Origin of the sequence: Pseudomonas baetica (assembly GCF_051216495.1) — a bacterium.
In the GTDB taxonomy this organism is placed as follows: domain Bacteria; phylum Pseudomonadota; class Gammaproteobacteria; order Pseudomonadales; family Pseudomonadaceae; genus Aquipseudomonas; species Aquipseudomonas baetica_B.
In genome coordinates this window covers 79,535-99,888 of sequence record NZ_JBPKAM010000008.1, presented here as the reverse complement: position 1 = coordinate 99,888, position 20,354 = coordinate 79,535, and the positions used below count along the sequence as shown (strand labels likewise).

Here is a 20,354-nt window from a genome sequence, read left to right as displayed (position 1 = left end):
CCCCCCCCCCCCCCCCCCCCCCCCCCCCCCCCCCCCCCCCCCCCCCCCCCCCCCCCCCCCCCCCCCCCCCCCCCCCCACCCCCCCCCCCCCCCCCCCCCCCCCCCCCCCCCCCCCCCCCCCCCCCCCCCCCCCCCCACAGGTTTGATTTTCCTTGAGCGTCAAACCTGCGGTCGCACCTACAGACTCCCCACCAGATGCCCGCCATCCACCGCCAGCACCGCGCCGGTCATGAAGGCGCCGGCTTCGCTTGCCAGGAGCAGGAAGGGGCCTTCCAGTTCCTGCAGGCTGCCCAGTCGACGCATCGGCACGATGTCGCGGATGTAGGCCTGGCCCTTGTCGCTGTCGAAGTACGCATCGTTCATTTCGGTCTTGAAGTAACCCGGGGCGATGGCATTGACCCGCACCCCGTAGCGCGCCAGTTCCAGCGCCAGGGATTTGCTCAGTTGCACCACCCCGGCCTTCGCCGCGCAGTAGTGGCTGTAGCCGGTTCCCACGCGCAGGCCGAGGATCGAGGCGATGTTGACGATGCTGCCGGGGCGCTGCGCCTTGGCCAGCCGTTGCGCCGCGCACTGGGCAACGCGCCAGACGCCGTCGAGGTTGGTCGACAGCATCGCGTGCCAGTCGGCCTCGCTGACTTCCAGTACGCGCTGGCCATTGCCGATACCGGCATTGTTGAGCACCACGTCAACCACCCCGAAAGTGGCCTCGGCCTGATCAAATGCGGTTTCGACACTGTTCCGATCGGTGACGTCCAGCGCGACGGCTAACGCTTCACCGCCTATCTGGCGGATCTCGTCCGCGAGCTGTTGCAGGCGTTCCACTCGCCGGGCACCCAGCACCACACGTGCCCCGGCAGCGCTGGCGACTCGCGCCAGATGTGCGCCAATACCACTGGAGGCACCGGTGACCAGTACTGTCTTGCCAGCCAGGGAAAATCGCTTCAATACGTCCATCACAACACCTCGAACAGGCCGGCCGCACCCATGCCGCCACCGACGCACATAGTGACCACGACGTACTTCACGCCACGGCGTTTTCCCTCCAGCAACGCATGACCCACCATGCGAGAACCGCTCATGCCATAGGGGTGACCAATGGAAATCGCGCCGCCATTGACGTTGAGTCTGGCGTTATCGATGCCCAGTTTGTCGCGGCAGTAAAGCACCTGGCAGGCAAAGGCTTCGTTGAGTTCCCAGAGGCCGATGTCATCGACTTTCAGCCCGTGCTGCTTCAACAGTTTCGGCACGGCCAGTGCCGGGCCGATGCCCATTTCTTCGGGCGCCAGACCCGCTACCGCGATGCCTCGATACAGGCCCAGCGGCTGCAGGTTGCGCTGTTCGGCGAGGCGCGCGTCCATCAACACGCAGGCACTGGCACCGTCGGACAACTGGCTGGCGTTACCGGCAGTGATGCAGCCGCCAGCGATCACCGGTTTGAGCTTGCTCAAGTCTTCAAGGACCGTCTGCGGGCGGTTGCCTTCATCGAGACTCAGGCTGACCTGTTCATGGCCGACCGCACCGCTGGCTTTGTCCACCACCTGTTTGGTGACCGTGATTGGGACGATCTCATGAGCGAACAGGCCTGCCCGTTGCGCGGCGGCCGTGCGCTGCTGCGATTGCCGGCTGTAGGCGTCTTGCGCTTCACGACTGATGCCGTAGCGCTTGGCGACCAGCTCGGCGGTTTGCAGCATCGGCATGTAGGCGAGGGGGACGTTGCGCAGCACGCCTTCGTCGTGCTGGCTGCCGACCCATTCCATATGGCGGTTCTGCACCAGGCTGATGTGTTCCTGGCCGGCGCCCACGGTCACCTGCATGCCGTCGACCATGATCTGTTTGGCGGCCGTGGCGATGGCCATCAGGCCCGAAGCGCACTGGCGGTCCAAGGTCTGGCCGCTGACGGTCAATGGCAGGCCCGAGGCCAGTGCGCTCATGCGACCCAGGTTCCAACCGGCTGTGCCGGCGGGCATGCCGGTGCCCATTACCAGGTCTTCGATTTCGCCGGCTTCGATGCCGGCACGCTCCACGGCGGCGCGAATCGCGAAACTGGCCATGGTCGGTGAGGTGGTGACATTGAAGGCACCGCGAAACGCCTTGCCGATCGGCGTGCGGGCGGTGGAAAGGATAACGGCTTCTTTCATCGGGTTGTTCCTGTCGGGAGGGAGAACCGGCCCACGGTGGGGCCGGTCAGGCTCGAATCCTTGGATCAGAGGCGTTCGATGCGGCTCTTGCCGGCCGCGACCAGACGCTCCAGCAAGGGGGCAGGGTGGAACCACATCTCACCGTATTCGCCGAGCGCCTTGCGGTAATGGCGAATGCCATCGAGCACGGCCTCCAGGCCAATCTGCTCGGCATAGTGCAGCGGACCGCCGAGCCAGGCCGGGAAGCCGTAGCCGTTGATCCACACCAGGTCGATGTCGCCACTGCGCTCGGCGATGCCTTCGTCGAGCAACTGGATACCTTCGTTGATCAGCATGAACAGGCAGCGATCATGGATCTCCTCGTTGGAGATTGGCCGGCGCGCAATGTGCAGTTCCCCGGCAATGCGTTCGGCCAGTGCAATGACTTCGAAGTCTTCCTTGCGCTCGCGGCCTTCATAAATGTACGCACCACGCTTGGTCTTCTGGCCGAAGCGGCCGAGGGCGTTGAGTTCGTCGGCGATCCGGCAGTAGCTCGGGTCGTGGGCAATCGCTTCACGACGGGATTCGCGCACCAGGAAGCTGACGTCGATCCCGGCGAGGTCGTGCATCGCCATGACGCCCATGGCCAAGCCCAGGTCCGTCAACACCTGGTCGATCTGCGCCGGTGTAGCACCTTCGAGCACCATGCGATGGGCTTCGCGGGAATAGGGTTCGAGCATGCGGTTGCCGATGAAGCCGAAGCACACGCCGGACACCACCGGGATCTTGCCAATGGCTTTGCCCAGTTTCAGCGTCGTCGCCAGTACGTCCGGCGCGGTGAGCTTGCCCCGTACTACTTCCAGCAAACGCATGACATTGGCCGGGCTGAAGAAGTGCAGACCGATCACATCCTGCGGCCGGCGGGTCACGGCGGCGATCGCGTCGACATCCAGGGTGGAGGTGTTGCTGGCCAGGATCGCGCCCGGTTTGCACACCTCATCCAGGGTGCGGAACACCTGCTGTTTGATCGGCAGGCTTTCAAACACCGCCTCGATCACCAGGTCGCACTCGGCGATGTCGGCATAGTCGAGTGTGCCGGTGAGCAAGGCCATGCGCTGGTCCAGCTCGGCCTGGGTCAGCTTGCCGCGTTGCAGGCTGATGGCGTAGCTGTTGCGGATTTGCCCGAGCCCGCGCTCAAGGGCCTCGGGCTTGAGCTCCAGCAACATGACCGGGATGCCCACATTGGCGAAGTTCATGGCGATGCCGCCGCCCATGGTGCCCGCGCCGATTACCGCGACTTTGGCGACCGGGCGCAACGCTGTGGAGGCACTGACTCCAGCCACTTTGCCCGCTTCGCGCTCGGCAAAGAACACATGGCGCAAGGCCTCCGATTGCAATGAAGCTTCGGCTTCCTTGAACAGGGCGACTTCACGCTCGAGTCCCGCGCTCAACGGCAGCACGCAGGCGGATTCGACGGCCGCGAGCACCAGGCGCGGTGCCAGGCGATTTTTCCAGCGAGGCTCGTGAGTGGCACGATAGCGAGTGAAAAAGTCATCGGGCAGATCGGCGGCCGGGTTGGAATGACGTTCGATGGGACGTGCCGCCGCACCCTCACCAACCAATTCCCGAGCGAAGCGGCGTGCGCCTTCGAGCAGCGCTTCGCCCTCGTCGACCAAGCGATCGATCAGACCGAGCTCAAGGGCACGCTCGGCGCTGACCGGCAGACCGGACATCATCATCTCCAGTGCCGGTTCGGCACCGATCAACCGTGGCAAACGCTGGGTGCCGCCCGCGCCGGGCAGCAGGCCCAGGTTGATTTCCGGCAGGCCGAGGCGGGCGTTGGCCGCGCTGATGCGGTAGCCGCAGGCCAGGGCCAATTCCAGTCCGCCACCGAGGGAGAAGCGGCCGATGCAGGCGATCAGCGGTTTGTCGATCCTCGTCAGGTGCACCAGCAGGTCGGGCAGGGAAGGGGCTGCAAAGGACGCCGGGAGGCCAAACTCGGTGATGTCGGCGCCGGCACAAAACAAGCCGTTTTCGCCGTGCACAATGATCGCCGACACCGCAGGGTCGCTGGCGGCTCGGTCACAGGCTTGCAGAATGGCCGCGCGCAGGGGCTGACCCAGTGCGTTGACCGGAGGCGAGGCCAGGCCGATCAGCGCGAGATTGTCTTCGACGTGGTAGGTGACCAGATTGCTCATGATGCTTTCCTGATTATTGTTGTAAGGGCTGCCGCAGTACCTGTAGGAGCGAGCTTGCTCGCGATAGGGCCCTGTCAGTCAACAAAGATAAATATGTTGAATGTGACGGCCCATCGCGAGCAGGCTCGCTCCTGCGAAGGTTCGCTAGAACCAGCTGTCCTGCATGTAGTAGGCGACATGGTTGGCGTCTGTCAGCAGACGGCCCTGGGACTCGAGCGATGCCAGCTCCCAGGTCATGAAGTAGTGCGCGGCCTGCAACTTGCCCTTGTAGAAGTCGACATCGCTGCCGGTGGCCCCGGCGTCCAGGGACCGGCTGGCGAGCAAGGCCTGGCGCAGCCAGATCCAGCCGACGACCACGCGGCTAAAAATATCCAGGTAAGGCGTGGCATTGGCCATGCCGAGATTGGCATCGGCTAACACCTGCGCCTGCAGGCTGGCGGTGACGTGCTCGAGCACGCCCAAGGCATCGGCCAGCAGTGCCGCGAGCGGCGCACAATGGCTGTCGTCGTTGGCGACGAGCAGGGTAGCGAGCACTTCGGCGATGAACAGTCGATAACCGTCACCCCCGCGCGTTCCCAGTTTGCGACCGAGCAGGTCAATCGCCTGGATACCTTCGGTGCCTTCATGGATCGGGTTCAGGCGATTGTCGCGGTAGTACTGCTCCAGCGGGTATTCGCGGGTGTAACCGGCGCCGCCGAGCACCTGAACGCCAATCTCGGACGCCAACAGGCCGTAGCGCGAGGGATAGCTCTTGACCACCGGTGTCAGCACGTCGAGCAGCTCGGCGGCGTTGGTGCGTTCCTGTGCCGTGGCGGCGGTGTGGGCGTCTTCCACGAGGCTGCTGGCGTACAGGCACAGCGCCAGGCTGCCCTCGGCATAGACTTTCTGCTGCAGCAGCATCCGGCGCACATCGGCGTGTTCAACGATGCGTACCTGGGGTGCTGCCGGGTTCTTGTTGCCGGGCAGGCGACCTTGCGGGCGCTCACGTGCGTAGTCCAGGGCGTGGATGTAGCTCTGATAGGCGAGGCTGGCGGCACCGAGGCCGACACCGATGCGGGCTTCGTTCATCATCTGGAACATGTAGCTCAGGCCCTGATGCGCTTCGCCGACCAGATAGCCCACGGCACCGTCGTGCTCACCGAAACTGAGCACGGTGGACGTGGTGTTGCGATAGCCCATCTTGTGCAGCAGGCCGGCCAGCGCCACGTCGTTGCGCGCACCGACGCTGCCGTCGGCATTCACCAGGAACTTGGGCACCAGGAACAGCGAAATGCCCTTGGTGCCGGCCGGCGCCCCTTCGATCCGGGCCAACACCATGTGCACGATGTTGTCGGTCAGTTCATGGTCGCCACCGGAGATGAACATCTTCTGGCCGAAGATACGGTAGGTGCCGTTTTCTGCCGGGCGTGCCGTGGTGCGCAAGTCGCCGAGTGCCGACCCCTGGCCCGGTTCGGTGAGGGCCATGGTGCCGCTGAAACGGCCATCGAGCATGGGTGGCAGGAAGCGTTCGCGTAGCTGCGGACCGGCAAAGGCTTTCACCAGGTTGGTCGCGCCGATGCTCAGGAAGGAATAGGCAACGGTGGAGATGTTGGCGGCATTGAAGTAAGCCATGCAGGCGCGCAGCACCACTTCCGGCAGTTGCAGGCCGCCATCCTCGAAGTCGTGGTGAGCGGCGAGGAAACCGGCCTGGGCAAAGGCATCCCAGGCGGCCTTGGTCTCGGGAATCATGTGAACCCGTTCGCCATCGAACGTCGGTTCGTTGGCGTCACCCTTGTGGTTGTGCGGGGCGAACAGCTCGCCGGCGATCTGGCGGGCGGTGGTGAGAGAGGCGTCGAACACACCACGGTCGTGGTCCGCGTAGCGCGGGCGTTGCAACAACGCCTCGGTCTCGAGCAGCTCGTAAAGCTGAAAGCGCAACTCGCGCTCGTTGAGCAGCAGGTCAGTCATGGCATCTCTCGTCAGGCAGTGTTCAGTGTTGGGCCATGGGATTCATGGCCCGTTACAGACGTCCACAATAGAGAGATGTGCCGGGCATTTATCCCCCTCCTTTGGGGTAGGCCCGCCCGTGTCAGTTCAGCGGTTGCGCGGCAGGAAAGGTCCAGCTTCCATTGAGTATTTCCGCCCGTGGCTGGTACAGGCGCACGGTGTAGTTCCAGCCTTCGGCGACCGGCAGGCAGTTGGCGATTTTGCCGTCGCAACCGCCGAACTGAATGGCCGCTTCACCCTGGTTGTTGCGTTTGACGGTCAGGCTGTTGAGCGAATAGGCGTTCAAGGCGTTGGGCTCGAAGTAGGCCTTGGCGTTGTACACGCTGACGGACCAGAAGGCGTTCACCGGGACGTCCTTGACCATGAGTGTGTAGCGGGTCTGGCCGTCGTTTCGCGTCGGTGTGACGGTCAGGTAGAAGGCATCCTTTTCCGGGTTGCCACCCCAGGCGGTCGCAGCGCCGATCAAGTGCCGCACAGGCTCGACCTGTTGGCGATTGCCGAACATGCGCTGTGTGTCAGGCAGGGTCGAGCCCAGCTGTACCAGCGCATCGCGCACGGCTTTCTGGCTGATCGGGTCCCATGTCGGCACCTCGAAGCTACCGCTCTTTGCCTGGTTGGACTTGATCGCATCTTGCAGGGCATGTGCTTGCTCCAGATCTGTTGCCTGCTCCGGATTGAACAAGGTGCGTACGCCGACGATCACGTAGCGGGTGCCGGCCTGTTCACGAGTGAGGGTGTATTCGCCCTGGCCGTACACAAAGGACGTCACGTAATGGTCTTCGTTGATCACCTGCATGGACATATAGCGTTGGCCGGCGTCGGGCAGGGTGATGGTGACAGGCCCGGCCTCGAGATCGAACACCGCTGCCGAATACAACGTGTCGCGGTTGGGACGAATGACGGTTTGCTTGTCGATGGCCATGGGCGTGCGGTGATGATGAAACCGGGCGAAGCCACCCTGGGCGACGACGGCGCTGAAGTAGCGGTCGGATTCTGCGCGGGCGAAGTTGTCGGTGGTGACCAGCACCGTGTCGTTGGCCTGGGCGGCGAAAAGCGTCGGGGCGATCAGGGCAAGGGCAGTGGCCAGGCAGGCAGCGTGTTTGAGCATGAGAAATCATCCGTGTGATGGTAATGCTGTTCATTTAAGGGAACTTGAGACGTACCGTTCCAGTGGCGAGCGAGCTTGCTCGCGTTGGGCTGCGTAGCGGCCCCAAAATCTGACGACCATCATGAATATTGTGAGTGCTGCGCACTCAAGCGGGAGCAAGCTCCCTCGCCACAGGTTTCCCTGTGGTCTGGAGGTGGTCTTCAGTTCACCCTCTGCAATTCCGGGCGTTGCCACTGGCCACTGAGGGCTTCGGGTTTGGGCCAGTACATGCGCATGGCGATGATGAACGGGCCATTGGGCGTGGGCAGCCAGTTGGCTTCCTTACCAGCGGTTCGCTGCGCAAGTCCGCGCCGAGTTGCGAGTAAGGGGTGTCGGAGTTCGGTGTCTGGATGGCCTTGTCGTCAGGGGTGTACACCCGCGCGGTGTTGTTCAGTTGGTTCCAGGGCGCCTTGAACTCCGGGTGGGTGCGGTCGACGAAATACGAATACTGCACCCGGTAGTTGTCCACCAGCGGGAATCCGTAAATGTAGGCCTCCCGGGCAATCGCCCGGGCTTCGTCGACTGTCAGCGTGTCGCTGGTCGTGGCATAAGAAGGTGTAGCGCCAAAGGCCGTGAGCAAGGCGCCTGTGACGGCCAAAATGCGAAATATGCTCATCCTGTGTCCTCCAGTGATAAGTGTCCGTTTCCCCAAAAAAAACGAGCGGGCAACACCATTTCACTGAGGAAATGGCATTGCTCGCCCGGAAGGGGATCAGCGCACGCCAGCGATACGCAGCGCAGCCGGGGTGAAATCGTTCATCTTGGCGGCGTTGCCGTACAGCGGTGCCTGTTTGGACTCGTTGATCATCGCCAACACGTTGTAGCGGCCGGCGATCAGGTCATAGATCCCCATCATCGCGTAGCCCGCGGCGCCTCGTTCGTAGTCGTTGACGCCATAACCTTCGCCGACACGCCAGAGTTGACCGCGGCCGTCGTAGTGATCGACTTCGGCGATCTGCCAGGTGTCCTCGTCGAAGTACAGGTCACGCTTGGCGTAGACATGACGCTGGCCTGGTTTCAGCGTGGCTTCGACATGCCAGACCCGGTGCAGCTCGTAACGGGTCAGGTCCTGGTTGATATGCCCCGGCTTGATGATGTCGTCGTACTTGAGCTTGGGCGATTGCAGCTTGTAGTTGTTATAGGGGATGTACAGCTCCTTCTTGCCGATCAGCTTCCAGTCGTAGCGATCCGGCGCGCCGTTCATCAAGTCGGTGTTGTCGGCGGTGCGCATGCCGTCGGAACCGTTGCCGGGGCCGTCGTAGGCGATTTGCGGGGCGCGGCGTACGCGGCGTTGGCCGGCGTTGTAGACCCACGCCAGGCGCGGCTCCTTGACCTGGTCGATGGTCTCGTGGATCAGCACCACGCTGCCGGCCAGGCGGGAAGGGGCGGTGATTTCCTGTTTGTAGTAATACAGGACGTTATCGGCCTGGCCCGGTTCGACCCCTTCCATCAGTTGCGGGAAGGCCAGTTCGTCCTGGTACTCGACAACCGAGTAGGAACCATTGGCCTGGGGTGCGGCCTGGGCGGCCTGGCGCAGCATGTTGCCGCCGCGATAACGGTTGGTGTGGTTCCAGTAGACCTCGACGCCGCTCTTGGGAATCGGAAACGGGTAGTAACGTGTCTGGTTGAAATTGGCCAGGCCGCTGCCATCGTTGATCAGTTGGGTGGTCACCGCGCTCTTCTTGGCAATCTCATAGATTTCCGGTGGGTTGGCGGCGGTGCGCTGGGTCTTGTAGACCGGGATCCTGTAGCTGTCCGGATAGCGTTTGAACATCGCCATCTGGCCGGGGGTCAGCTTGTCCTTGTACTGCTCGGCGTTGGTGGCGGTGATGACGAACTGCGGTTTGTCCGCGGCGAATGGCTCACCCAGGAAGCCGCGGTCAAGGGGCGCCGCGCCAGGCTTGATGCCGCCGGTCCAGGCCGGAATGCTGCCAGCGGCGTTGCCTGCCTTTTCGGCACCCAACGGCGTCAGGTTGCTGCCCAGCTGGGCGGCTTCCTGCGGGGAAACAGCGGCCAGGACACTGGTGGCCAGCAACGAGAGGGTTAATGCGCCGGTGCGTAGCAGGGTTGTTGTTTTCATTGTTCGGGCTCCTCGGGCAAGTTTGCGTCAGAAGTTCACGCCGAAGCTGAGCGCGACGTAGTCACGATCGACGTTGGTGTTGAAGTCGCCATCGAAGTAATTGGTGTAACTCAGGCTGGCGGTGTAGGTGTTCTGGTAATCGGCGTCCACGCCGAGGCTGACGGCTTTGGAGCCTTCATCGAAGTTCGGGCCGTAACCCTCGACGTCATGGGACCAGGCCAGGTTCGGCGACAGGTTGATGCCGGCGATCACGTTCTGATAATCGAGCTTGCCGCGCACGCGATAGCCCCAGCTGTTGCTGGTGTAGAAACCATGGTCGTTGCATTCCTGCGCCGGGTTGCTGGCGTTGGGCAGGCCCACGGCCGTACCGGCACAGGTCGCTGCGCCCGCCGGGCCTTGTAGCTCGCCGGAGCCGAAGGACGGGCTGCGACCGAAGCGCAGATCCGAGCCGTCGGCCTTGCCCAGATCGTTGATGTGGTTGTAACCGACCTCGCCGACCACGGTCAGGCGACTGGCGCCCAGTACCTGATCGAAGAACTGGGTCGCAGTCACCTGCGCTTGAGTCACCGGCATGCGCTTGTAGCCGTTGACCTCGGCCCCCAGGTTGCGGCCGGCGAAACCGGTGGTGATCAGCGGCGACGTGGCACCGAAGGTGGCGGCCGACAGCAGGTCAGCGGTGTTCAATTGCAGCGGCATGTTCGGCCGGTAGCTGACTTCGCCGGCAAGGGACACGCCTTCGACGTTGGTCTGGAAGCTCAGGCCGTACAGGCGGATATCTTCCGGGTAGTCGATGAAGTAGCGCACGCTGCGCGCCGAGGTCAGGCCGCCGGCCGCGCTGGTCATCTGGTTGATGCTCAGGTACGGGTTGCGGCTGTGATAGTTCATCGCGTAGGCGCCGAACTCGGTGTCGTTGAACTCCGGCACGTACCATCGCAGGGCCAGGCCATACTGGCCGCTGTCACGGGCGTCGTTGTCCTTCAGGCGCGGGATGAACGCATCGTCGGTGCCCGCGGCGATGGCTGCATTGCCGCCGGTGTTGCGGGCCACGCCCGGTGGCAGGTCGAGGCCGGCCACCACCAAGCGGTCGTTGCAGCCTTGCGGCACGCCGTCGCTGCCGAAGAAGGTGCCGCAATTGTCAACCACCGACTTGTCCCACTCCAACTGATAAAACGCCTCGGCGGTGATGTTGTCGGCCAGGCCCTGGGAGACGTAGAGCAGGTTGACCGGAATCAGGCCTTCCTTCACTTCCGCACCGGGGCGGCGCAAGGCGGCGACGTCCACCGGGTTGATGCTGTTGATCGAGTTGCCGATGAAGGTGCTTTCGCCCCAGCTCACCACCTGTTTGCCCAGGCGCACGTTGCCGACCTGATCGCCGAGGTTGTAGTTGTGGTAGACGAAGCTGTCGAGGAACATCGCCCCGGACGACTTGGCGGCGCGATCACGCCCCGAGTCATCGATGTCGTAGAACGGCCGGTGTTCGTCCATCAACTCGAAGTCGTACCAGTACTTGCCGCGCACGAAGGCGCCGCTGTCGCCGTATTTGAGTTCCAGGTCATGCACGCCCTTGAAGATCTTCGAGAAGGTCTCACCCTTCTTGAAGTTCAGGCGGTTGTCGTCGGTGGTCCGCGAGGCGGACTCGCCACCCGTGACGCCCTGGGAGTTGAAGTTGGAAATGAACTGCTTGTCCGGATCGGCCGTCGACCAGCTGGCGCCGACCGACAGCGACGAATCGAAACTGCCCTGAATCTCCCCGATGTTGAAATCAACCGCGTGAGCTTGAGTGCTCGCGCCAGTGGCAACCATTACCGCTACGGCCAGCAGACTGGGCTGGAAGACGCCGCGCTTTGTTTTTTTTGTCATGCGGTTTCTCTGCTACAGGATGTTGTGGAAGGGACATCCTATGCAGGCATACCCAAGCCCTGAATTGCCTGATCAGGTAATTTTGCGCATTACCTGAAAGCATTATTTGGCGTGTTTTTTGGGCGTTTTGGGGTTGGGGGTGGAGGTGGGTTGGGAGCGGAGGGGGAGGTGATGTTGCTGAAGGTAACAAGCCGGGGCGCGGCTCTGGCACGCACCTTCCATCGCAAATGGACGCAGCCGTCAGTGAAAATACCTCGAATGACGGATAGGTAACCCATTCCCCGCGCGCGAAGATGGCCCGAATTCTTGTCCGGGTTCCCGCTGCGTCTTTCAGGCGACGGGTACCGGACCCTGTTCGATTTCAGGAGGGCTGCGGGCCCATGCTCCTTTCAATGACGCGCCGGGATGAAACCAGAGCCCTGGGCGCGCGCACCTCAAGAGGGGCGAATCACCTGCCGCGGCGGCGACTGCTCGACGAGCTGCTCGCCAGCACCCGGCGTTTGCATCTGCTGTGTGCGCCGGCGGGCTATGGCAAAACGGTGTTGCTCAATGAGTGCGTGCGTCAACGCCAGCCTGAGCGGTGCGTGTGGCTGGATCTGGAAGGGCAACCGCTGACGCTGGCGCAATTCTGTGGGCGACTGGCCACGGAGCTTAACGTCGAGGCACCTGACACCCGTGATCCGTTTACCTTGCTGGCGTGGCTTGAGCGCAGCCAAGACGCCTGGTGGCTGGTGCTGGATGACTATCCGGCCCAACCCTGTCCTGAACTCGATGGCTGGATCGACCGGTTGCTGCGCTCGCCAGGGCAGGCCAAGCTCTGGGTCAGTTGCCGGCAACGGCCGAACTGGAAACTGGCGCGATTGCTGCTCGAAGGGCAATTACTTGAACTCGATGCCGGGCAATTGGCCTTTGACCGCCAGGAGTTCGAGCAAGTGGTCGAGTGGCTGGCGCCGACCGCCGACCCTGCAGCGCGCAACAAATTGTGGCGCCAGACCCACGGCTGGTGCGCCGGCACTTTCCTGCTGCTCAACGGCGCGGGCCGTCATGAGCGGGCGGGGGAGTTGTGGATGCGCGATTACCTGGGGGGTGAGCTCCTGGCGCGGGTGGAGGCCGATGAGCGCAAGCTTTTGCTGGGGATTGCGCATTTGCCAAGGGTGTCTACGACCTTGTGCCAGCAGCTTTGGCCGGACATCGATGCCGCCAGTGTTTTCCGCCGGCTGCTGCAATCGCAATCGTTTTTCGTGTCGCTGGACAGCGATGCGCACTGGTACGGCCTGCTGCCCGCCGTGGCCCAGGCACTTCAGGGCGAATTGCACGCTGCCGGCGTAAGTCAGTTGCGCCTGAGCGCCTGTCGCGTGCTGTGCAATGACGGGTTTGTCGACGAGGCCATCGAGCTGGCGCTGTCCATCGGTTATGTGGATGTGGCGGCCTGCTACATGGAGCGCCTGACGCTGGATTGGCTGTTGATCGAGCGCAACCTGTTCACCTGGCTCGACTGGCGCGCCCGTTTGCCGTTGCGGTTGCTGGAGTGCACGCCTAACCTGATCTACATGAATGCCAGGGCACTACTCAGCAGTTGGCGGCTGGATGAAGCCCAGGCGTGCATCGCTCGACTGGCGAGGATTTCCCCGCAGCCAAAGGCATCGATCAACGTACGCATTCTGGCCAACTGGCAGGCGCTGGAGGGCACGTTGCAGGGGTTGCTGGGGAACGCTGAAGGTGCATTCGAACATTGCGAATCTGCCCTGCAATACCTGGAGTTACGCGATTGGCAGTCGTCCTTCCTGTGCTATTCCACGCTGGCCCGGGTGTCGATGGCCGCCGGCGAGACCGGGCAGGCCGAACGCTTGTTGCAGGCCTGCCTGGCCCTGGCGCGCCATCATGGGTGCCTGGCCAGCGAAGTATTGATCAATGCCGATCGCATCCGTCAGTTGATCCTCGGTGGCGAGTGGCTGGAAGCCGAGGTGCTGGTCGAGGAATGCTTGCAGATGATCACCCGGTTGAGTGGCCGGCACAGCTTGCTGCTTGGCCGCTTGCACCTGTTGCAGGGCGAGTTATACCTGCTGCGCGGTGAGCTGGATGCCAGCGAACAGGCACTGGGCGTGGCCCTTGAGTGCGGCACGGAAAGTGGCGATCCCTACACCTTGCATGCGTTGATCGGCTTGTCCGAAGTGCAGGCCTGTCGCGGTGACTTTGAACAGGCACAGGTTCACTTGAGCGCGGCGACGCGGGTCATGCAGTGCGCAAGGATCAAGGAAAACTGTTATCAGGCGATCATCGACTATCAGCACCTGCGCTTGCTGGCACGGCAAGGGGCGTGGATGCGGATGTTGCCGATGGCGCTGGCGGCCCGGGCCCGCGTCCGGGGGGAGACACCGCAGCTGCCACCACTGCACGCGCCGTCGTTGCACCAACGCATCGAACTGATGGTTGCCCTGGGTGAGCAGGGCACCGGTCAAATCGAAGTGGCGCGCCAGCGCCTGGAGACGCTGCTGGCCGACTGCGAACGCCGACGCTTCGGCAGTTTGATCCGGGAGGTGCAGGCCGCATTGGTACGGATCGACGCTGAGTCCGGTTTGCCATCTGTTGTTGTGCGGGCGCCCCTGGATCGGTTGGCCAGCCAGCGGCAAGAAGCTGTTGTCAGCTCCCGACCCGGGCTGGACCTGACGCCGAGGGAGGTGTGCGTGCTGGAGTTGGTGGCGCAAGGCTTGTCCAATCAGGAAATCAGCAATCAGCTGTTTATTTCGCTCAACACCGTCAAGGCCCACACCGTGCACATCAACCACAAGCTGGGGGTCAAGCGTCGCACTCAGGCGGTGATGCGAGCCAAGGCGATGGGCGTTCTGGCTTGATCGTCATCAATCGAGCAGTCCTTTGGCACGGGCGATGGCGACCACTTCGGTGCGACTCTGGGCACCGAGTTTCGCGCTGATGTTACGCAAGTGGGTTTTGACCGTGTGCTCGGACAAGTGCATCTGCTCGGCGATGGCCCGGTTGCGGTTACCGGCGGCCAGCAATCGGATGACATGGAACTCACGGGTGGTCAGCGCAGCCTCGGCTTCTTCGGCCTCGGCCTCGATGTGGGTGCCCTGCGTGGCGCTGCGTTGCAGCAGATCGGTCAGGAACTCCGGGGCGACGCCCAGGCTTTTGCACTGAGCCTTGAAGGACACGGCCCAGCGTTGGAGCAGTTTGGCCAGGCTCGGGCCTTCATCGAGAAAGGTACGGATAAAACCTTCCTCGCTGGCCAGGCGCAAGGCCGGGGTGAGGCTGTCCAGTGCCGCTTTGTGGCGTCCCAGGCCTTCCTGCGCCAGGGCGTGCAGCAAGCGCAGTTTCAGCGCCCGTCGGTGCTGCTGACGGGCCAGGGCCTCGGTAATGGCCGATTGCAGGGCCGCTGCAGCGCCATCGTGTTCACCCTTGAAAATGCGCAGTCGCTGGCGGGCGATGAACGGCGTATCGGTATCGCAGCTGTACAGCAACAGGTCGGGACGATCCCAGTTGCCCGCCAGATCAGCGTTATGCAGGGCGTGCGCAGCGGCATCCAGACGGTTTTCCAGCGTGGCGACCCGGGCGCGCTCCAGCCACGCCGCACAGTGCATGCGTAGCGAACCGCTGCGCCGTCCCCATTGTTCCAGTTCAGCCAACTGTTGCACCCACGCAGCGCGCTCACCTTGTTGCCAGGCGATGCGGGCCAGCAATACATGGCGAACGATCATCGGGTCCGGCCCGCCGGTGTCGAGTGCATGAGGGGGAATGGCACTGAGCAACTGCCGGGCGTCCACAAGCGCGTCCTTCTCATACGCCGCCAGCGCCCGCTGGATATCCAGTGAAGGCTTGCCGGCTGTCCATTTGCCTGCGGGTCTTCGAGCCTGGTCTTCGCTGGCCGCTTGCAGGCGGGCGACAACGCTTTGCAGTCGCCCCTGGATCAGGTCAAGGATGCACTCGATGCAGATAACGATGCTGTCGACGATCGTAGAGCGAGTCTGCACGCCCGGGCTGACCATCTGCGTCAACAGGGTTCGGGCCTGTTCATGCCGGCCGGTCGCGACCATGCAATACGTCAGCGTCGTGGCGATCATGCCGTATTGCAAGGCGTCCTCTGGCGATGTGCGTTCAATTTGCGTCAGCGCGGTGGCATAGGCGGCGTCGATCTGGTCGGTGAATACCTGTAGCAGGCAGCGAATCGTGTCGGTTTGCTGATCGGCGCCATGGCGCTCAATGATGTGCATGGCGTCCCTGTAGCGACGATCGAGCACCAGTGTCCAGGCATGGGCCAGGACGAGCCGGGGGTAGGGGTCCAACCGATGATCGGGCAGCTGTTCGAACCAGCGGCGCAGCAACCGCAGCCGACCGGCATCGATGAACGCATCCAGATGCCGGTCGATGTGCTGGATCGCGCTGTCAGGGTCACCCGCCAGCAGAAAATGCTTGATGGCGGCCGCCGGTTGATGCTGCGACAGGTACCAGCGGGCAGCCCGCCCATGGAGCTTTTCGGCCTGCCCGGGAACATGGCGTTCGAGTGCACGCCGCAGGAAGTCGGCGAACAACGGGTGATAGCGGAACCAGCGTTGTTGTTCGTCCACCGGCTGAATGAACAGATTGGCCCGTTGCAAGGCGTCGATCATGGCCTGACTGTCGTTTCGTTCGGTCACGGCATCGCACAATGCGGCACTGAAGCGCTCGAGGACGCTGCTATTGAGCAGGAACTGCCGGCAATGCTCCGTCTGGCGCCCGAGAATGTCCTCGGCCAGGTAATCGGCCAGGTCCATATTGGCCCCGGACAGTGACGCGACGAAACCGGCCGTGCCCGTGCGTCCTCGCAGCGACAGCGTGCTCAGGTAAAGCGCGGTGATCCAGCCTTCGGTGCGTTGCTGCAACGTGGCGATCTCGGCGTCTTCAAGTGACAAACCGCACTGTTCACGGAGGAAGGTCGTAGTCTCGCCAAGGCTCATGCGCAGGGCGTCGGTGGTGATGTCGCGCACTTGTCCGTGGGCGCGCAAGCGGCCCAGCGCGATGTCCGGCGTGGTTCTTGACGCGATGACCAGCAAACCGCAGGGCGGCAGGGCCGTCAGCAATTGCCGCACGAAATCAAGTGCCGGGGCGGATTCGAGGGTTTCAAAGTCGTCGAGAAAAATCGCGAAGGGTTGGTTGAGCGCGACCAGTGTGTCGAGCAGCGCTTGCGGGCGGAAGTCGACCGGATTCCCGTTGCCGGCACTCATTGCCTGCAGGGCGACGTGAAGGTGAGCCGTCAGACGTCGCAGTTCATTGTCGGCGGCATCCAGTGTCAACCACGACACCTGGCGCCCGTGGGCCAGGCAACGGTCCCGATACTGGCGCAGCAAGGTGGTTTTACCGAAGCCCGCCGCGGCTTCGATCAGGACAAGCCGCGTAGCGCCGGGAGCGTCCATGCGATCCAGGAGATGTTCGCGCAGCAGATGGCTGGGCGCCGCGCCGGGCACCCGAAACTTCTCCGGGTGGATGCGCGATGCATGAGGCTTCGCATCAGGACTGCCCGCCGCCGTCGTTTGCTCATCCAGCGCGTCACTCAGGGGCGGAACGAGGGTCAGGCGGGCCAACAGGTCCGGGCGATCAGGCATGTATTTCTCCAGCGGGCCTCTGTGGGAGCGAGCCTGCTCGCGATGGCGATTGCACAGTCAACATCTGCGTTGCCTGACAGTCCGCTATCGCGAGCAAGCTCGCTCCTACAGTTTTTATTTTCGCAATTCTTGTCCGACGCATATTGCCACGCCCCTGTGTCGTGGCAAGACCGGAACTTCACTCGTTTGAGCGATTGTCCGACCTGCCGGGCTGGATAGCCTGTTGCGCGCTGCAAGCCGATTGCTTGCGCTGCAGTCATGCATCCAACAATGAGAGAGATAAGCGATGGCAGGACCTCTGGCAGGTGTGAAGGTAGTCGAAATGAACGCGATCGGGCCGGCGCCGTTCGCCACCATGTTGCTGGCCGACATGGGCGCCGAAGTGATTCGGATCGACCGGTTGGTATCGGGCTTCCTCAATGGCGATGGCAGCGTGATCAGCCGGGGGCGCCGCAGTCTGGCAATCGACCCGCGCAAGCCCGGTTCGGTTGAGGTCTTGCTGCAATTGATCGAAGGCGCCGACGTGCTGGTCGAGGGCTTTCGGCCGGGTGTCATGGAGCGCCTGGGGCTGGGGCCGGAGCCGTGCCTGCAACGCAATCCGCGGCTGGTGTACGGGCGTATGACCGGGTGGGGCCAGACCGGGCCGCTGGCAACCGTTGCCGGTCACGATCTCAACTACCTCGCCATCACCGGTGCGTTGCACGCCATGGGCCATGCCGATCGCGAGCCGACGCCGCCGCTGCACCTGGCGGGCGACATGGGCGGTGGCGCGATGTTCCTCGCGTTCGGCATCGTCAGTGCGCTGCTGGAAGCGCAGAAGTCAGGCAAAGGGCAGGTGGTGGACGCGGCCATTTCCGATGGCGCCGCGTTACTGAGCACCATGTATTACGAGTTCAAGCAAAGCGGGGAGTGGCGTGGTCGCGGGGAAAACATCTTCGATGGCGGCGCGCCGTTTTATGGTTGCTACGCCTGTGCCGACGGTGGCTTTGTCTCGATCGGCGCCATCGAACCGCAGTTCTACCGGCTGCTGATGGAACTCTGCCAGATTGATGACCCGGCGTTCGAACGCCAGTGGGATCGCAAACAATGGCCAGTGTTGCGCGGCAAACTCGAAGCGATGTTCCTCACCCGCACCCGCGACCAGTGGTGCGAGTTGCTGGACGGCACCGATGTCTGTTTCGCCCCGGTGCTGGACTTCAACGAAGCCCTTGAACATCCGCACCATCAGGCCCGGGGCACCTTCATGCAAACCGACGGCGTGACCCATCCCGCACCGGCTCCGCGGCTGAGCCGCACGCCGGCAACGGCGGGGGTTGTGGTGAAAAACGGTGAGCACACGATCGACATTCTTCGCGAGCTGGGACTGGACCAGGCGCGAATCGATGAACTGCGCACCGCCGGCGCGATTGCCTGATGCTCCACCTGTAGGAGCGAGCTCGCTCGCGATGGTCGTGAACGATAGCGCGTAAACCAGATGCCCAGCGGCGCTCTAGAGTTTTTCGCGAGCAAGCTCGCTCCTACATATTGGGTGTTCAGGCAGCAATAACCCACCCCATCCCACTCCCTGTGAGCGGGATACAGGCCGAGGGTTGGTACGCAACCATGGCGTCATGGAGTCGCAAAGCCATGAGAAGACCGAGGCTCCGTCAATCAACCCGGGGAGAACGTGATGTCACAGAAAACCTATATTGCCGGCGTCGGCATGATTCAGTTTGCCAAGCCTGGCGCCAGCGGGTCTTACGTCGAGATGGGCGCGCAGGCGGTACGCCAGGCGCTGCAGGATGCCGGTATCGGTTATGAGCTGGTACAGCAGGCCTACGCCGGTTATGTCTACGGCGATTCCACCTGCGGGCAGTCGGCGTTGTACGAAGTCGGCATGACCGGGATTCCGGTGATCAACGTCAACAACAACTGCGCCAGCGGTTCGACCGCCTTGTACCTGGCGCGCCAGGCCGTGGAAAGCGGTGCGGTCGATTGCGCGCTGGCATTCGGCTTTGAGCAGATGCAGCCAGGTGCCCTGAAGAACTTCTGGACCGACCGTCCCCTGACCATGGGCAAGGGCTTCGATGCCTCCGCCGCCGCGTTCCCTGAAGGGGTCGGCATGCCCGGTGCGCTGATGTTCTTCGGTGGCGCCGGCAAGGAGCACATGGAGAAGTACGGCACCAAAATGCAAACCTTCGCCGCGATCCGCGCCAAGGCCAGTCGTCATGCTGCCAACAACCCGTTGGCCGTGTTCCGCAAAGTCGTCACCACCGAAGAAGTGATGGCCGATCAGGTGGTCTGGGAAGGGGTGATGACCCGGCTGATGGCGTGTCCGCCGACCTGTGGCGGCGCGGCGGCGATCATCGTATCCGAGCGTTTTGCCAAGAAGCATGGTCTGCGTACCGACGTGACCATCCTCGCCCAGGCACTGGCCACCGACAAACCGGACGCCTTCGAGCCACCGTCGATGATCAGTGTCGTTGGCGTGGGCATGACCCGTCAGGCGGCCAACGAAGTCTACGAAAAAGCCGGTGTGGGCCCCGAGGACATCCGTGTCTGCGAGCTGCACGACTGTTTCGCCCACAACGAACTGCTGACCTACGAAGGCCTCGGTTTCTGTCCGGAGGGCGGTGGCGAAAAATTCGTGATGGATGGCGATAACACCTACGGCGGCCAAGTGGTGATCAACCCGTCCGGTGGCCTGCTTTCCAAGGGCCATCCGCTGGGTGCCACCGGTTTGGCGCAGTGCTTCGAGCTGACCCATCAGTTGCGCGGGACCGCTGGCGCGCGTCAGGTCGAAGGTTTGCACCACGCGTTGCAGCACAACCTGGGCCTTGGCGGCGCCGGTGTCGTCACGCTTTTCGGTCGCGGCTGATCGCACCCCGGTTCGCGTGCCCGACGGGTGCGCGAGGACCTGATAACGGACAGGAATCAATTGAAATGGCAGACAAAAGTCTGATCGGCCGTTCCCTTGGCATCACCACCACTGAAGTGGAAAAGGGCCGTCTGCGGTTTTTCGCCAAGGCCATTGGCGAGACCGACCCGGTCTACACCGAAGACGCCGCGGCAAAGGCAGCCGGATACAAGGCACTGCCGGTACCGCCGACGTTCCTGCTGTGCCTGGAAAGCGAAGGGCGCAACCCACAGGCCATCGTCGAAGACATCATGGGCTTCGACCTGGGCCGCATCCTCCATGCCGAGCAGGAATTCAACTATCACCGCATGGCGTTTGCCGGTGATGTGCTGACGTTCGAAACGCGTATCGCCGATGTGTACGAGAAGAAGGGCGGGGCGCTGCAGTTTGTGGTGCAGGAAACCCGCGTGACCAACCAGGACGGCGAACACATTGCCGATCTTCGTTCTTCGCTCGTGCAGCGCTGAGGAAAAAGC

At 63.1% G+C, this 20,354-nt stretch carries 13 protein-coding genes and 1 pseudogene; 4 read left to right on the top strand and 10 right to left on the bottom strand.

The features are described 5' to 3' along the window. Window positions 1-177: 177 nt before the first annotated feature. From ACSFE6_RS05565 to ACSFE6_RS05525, 9 genes and pseudogenes are all read right to left on the bottom strand, one after another. Window positions 178-954, bottom strand: a complete 777-nt coding sequence (locus tag ACSFE6_RS05565; RefSeq protein WP_435426656.1) for an SDR family NAD(P)-dependent oxidoreductase — start codon at window positions 952-954, stop codon at window positions 178-180. Continuing rightward, on the bottom strand, window positions 954-2,138 hold the full coding sequence (locus ACSFE6_RS05560) for an acetyl-CoA C-acyltransferase (protein ID WP_435426655.1): 1,185 nt from the start codon (window positions 2,136-2,138) through the stop codon (window positions 954-956). The genes ACSFE6_RS05565 and ACSFE6_RS05560 overlap by 1 nt, the downstream gene beginning before the upstream one ends. A 65-nt stretch (window positions 2,139-2,203) precedes the next feature. Continuing rightward, window positions 2,204-4,315: a 3-hydroxyacyl-CoA dehydrogenase NAD-binding domain-containing protein gene (locus ACSFE6_RS05555; protein WP_435426654.1), complete on the bottom strand. Its 2,112-nt coding sequence runs from the start codon at window positions 4,313-4,315 to the stop codon at window positions 2,204-2,206. Between the two features lie 144 nt (window positions 4,316-4,459). After that, complete coding sequence (locus tag ACSFE6_RS05550) at window positions 4,460-6,262, bottom strand: acyl-CoA dehydrogenase (protein WP_435426653.1); 1,803 nt, start codon at window positions 6,260-6,262, stop codon at window positions 4,460-4,462. 121 nt (window positions 6,263-6,383) lie between these two features. Beyond that, the gene (locus ACSFE6_RS05545) at window positions 6,384-7,409 is read right to left on the bottom strand and encodes a DUF1254 domain-containing protein (RefSeq protein ID WP_435426652.1); all 1,026 of its coding nucleotides are present in this window, start codon (window positions 7,407-7,409) and stop codon (window positions 6,384-6,386) included. Window positions 7,410-7,609: 200 nt separating this feature from the next. Continuing rightward, window positions 7,610-7,717, bottom strand: coding sequence for a hypothetical protein (locus ACSFE6_RS05540; RefSeq protein ID WP_435426663.1), 108 nt, complete (start codon window positions 7,715-7,717; stop codon window positions 7,610-7,612). 26 nt (window positions 7,718-7,743) lie between these two features. Next, window positions 7,744-8,064, bottom strand: a pseudogene (locus ACSFE6_RS05535) (DUF1254 domain-containing protein); the annotation flags it as partial. Between the two features lie 96 nt (window positions 8,065-8,160). Beyond that, entirely contained in the window at window positions 8,161-9,528 is a 1,368-nt protein-coding gene (locus ACSFE6_RS05530) for a DUF1329 domain-containing protein (protein ID WP_435426651.1), read from the bottom strand. Window positions 9,529-9,555: 27 nt separating this feature from the next. After that, entirely contained in the window at window positions 9,556-11,388 is a 1,833-nt protein-coding gene (locus ACSFE6_RS05525) for a DUF1302 domain-containing protein (protein ID WP_435426650.1), read from the bottom strand. 380 nt (window positions 11,389-11,768) lie between these two features. Between ACSFE6_RS05525 and ACSFE6_RS05520 the strand changes: the two genes are divergently transcribed. After that, window positions 11,769-14,240, top strand: coding sequence for a LuxR C-terminal-related transcriptional regulator (locus ACSFE6_RS05520; RefSeq protein WP_435426649.1), 2,472 nt, complete (start codon window positions 11,769-11,771; stop codon window positions 14,238-14,240). 6 nt (window positions 14,241-14,246) lie between these two features. On the opposite strand, the gene ACSFE6_RS05515 is transcribed toward ACSFE6_RS05520, so the two are convergent. Further along, window positions 14,247-16,982 (bottom strand): LuxR C-terminal-related transcriptional regulator, encoded by a 2,736-nt coding sequence (locus tag ACSFE6_RS05515; protein ID WP_435426648.1) that lies wholly within the window; start codon window positions 16,980-16,982, stop codon window positions 14,247-14,249. Between the two features lie 286 nt (window positions 16,983-17,268). Between ACSFE6_RS05515 and ACSFE6_RS05510 the strand changes: the two genes are divergently transcribed. From ACSFE6_RS05510 to ACSFE6_RS05500, 3 genes are all read left to right on the top strand, one after another. Continuing rightward, the gene (locus ACSFE6_RS05510; protein WP_435426647.1) at window positions 17,269-18,396 is read left to right on the top strand and encodes a CaiB/BaiF CoA transferase family protein; all 1,128 of its coding nucleotides are present in this window, start codon (window positions 17,269-17,271) and stop codon (window positions 18,394-18,396) included. Between the two features lie 255 nt (window positions 18,397-18,651). Beyond that, on the top strand, window positions 18,652-19,839 hold the full coding sequence (locus ACSFE6_RS05505; RefSeq protein ID WP_435426646.1) for a lipid-transfer protein: 1,188 nt from the start codon (window positions 18,652-18,654) through the stop codon (window positions 19,837-19,839). A 65-nt stretch (window positions 19,840-19,904) separates the two neighbouring features. Continuing rightward, entirely contained in the window at window positions 19,905-20,345 is a 441-nt protein-coding gene (locus ACSFE6_RS05500; protein WP_435426645.1) for a MaoC family dehydratase N-terminal domain-containing protein, read from the top strand. Window positions 20,346-20,354 lie beyond the last annotated feature (9 nt).

Excerpts from the sequence above, each read along its gene's own strand:
- ACSFE6_RS05565 (WP_435426656.1), bottom strand. The coding sequence starts at position 954 with ATGGACGTATTGAAGCGATTTTCCCTGGCTGGCAAGACAGTACTGGTC.
- ACSFE6_RS05560 (WP_435426655.1), bottom strand. The coding sequence starts at position 2,138 with ATGAAAGAAGCCGTTATCCTTTCCACCGCCCGCACGCCGATCGGCAAG.
- ACSFE6_RS05555 (WP_435426654.1), bottom strand. The coding sequence starts at position 4,315 with ATGAGCAATCTGGTCACCTACCACGTCGAAGACAATCTCGCGCTGATC.
- ACSFE6_RS05550 (WP_435426653.1), bottom strand. The coding sequence starts at position 6,262 with ATGACTGACCTGCTGCTCAACGAGCGCGAGTTGCGCTTTCAGCTTTAC.
- ACSFE6_RS05545 (WP_435426652.1), bottom strand. The coding sequence starts at position 7,409 with ATGCTCAAACACGCTGCCTGCCTGGCCACTGCCCTTGCCCTGATCGCC.
- ACSFE6_RS05530 (WP_435426651.1), bottom strand. The coding sequence starts at position 9,528 with ATGAAAACAACAACCCTGCTACGCACCGGCGCATTAACCCTCTCGTTG.
- ACSFE6_RS05525 (WP_435426650.1), bottom strand. The coding sequence starts at position 11,388 with ATGACAAAAAAAACAAAGCGCGGCGTCTTCCAGCCCAGTCTGCTGGCC.
- ACSFE6_RS05520 (WP_435426649.1), top strand. The coding sequence starts at position 11,769 with ATGCTCCTTTCAATGACGCGCCGGGATGAAACCAGAGCCCTGGGCGCG.
- ACSFE6_RS05515 (WP_435426648.1), bottom strand. The coding sequence starts at position 16,982 with ATGCCTGATCGCCCGGACCTGTTGGCCCGCCTGACCCTCGTTCCGCCC.
- ACSFE6_RS05510 (WP_435426647.1), top strand. The coding sequence starts at position 17,269 with ATGGCAGGACCTCTGGCAGGTGTGAAGGTAGTCGAAATGAACGCGATC.
- ACSFE6_RS05505 (WP_435426646.1), top strand. The coding sequence starts at position 18,652 with ATGTCACAGAAAACCTATATTGCCGGCGTCGGCATGATTCAGTTTGCC.
- ACSFE6_RS05500 (WP_435426645.1), top strand. The coding sequence starts at position 19,905 with ATGGCAGACAAAAGTCTGATCGGCCGTTCCCTTGGCATCACCACCACT.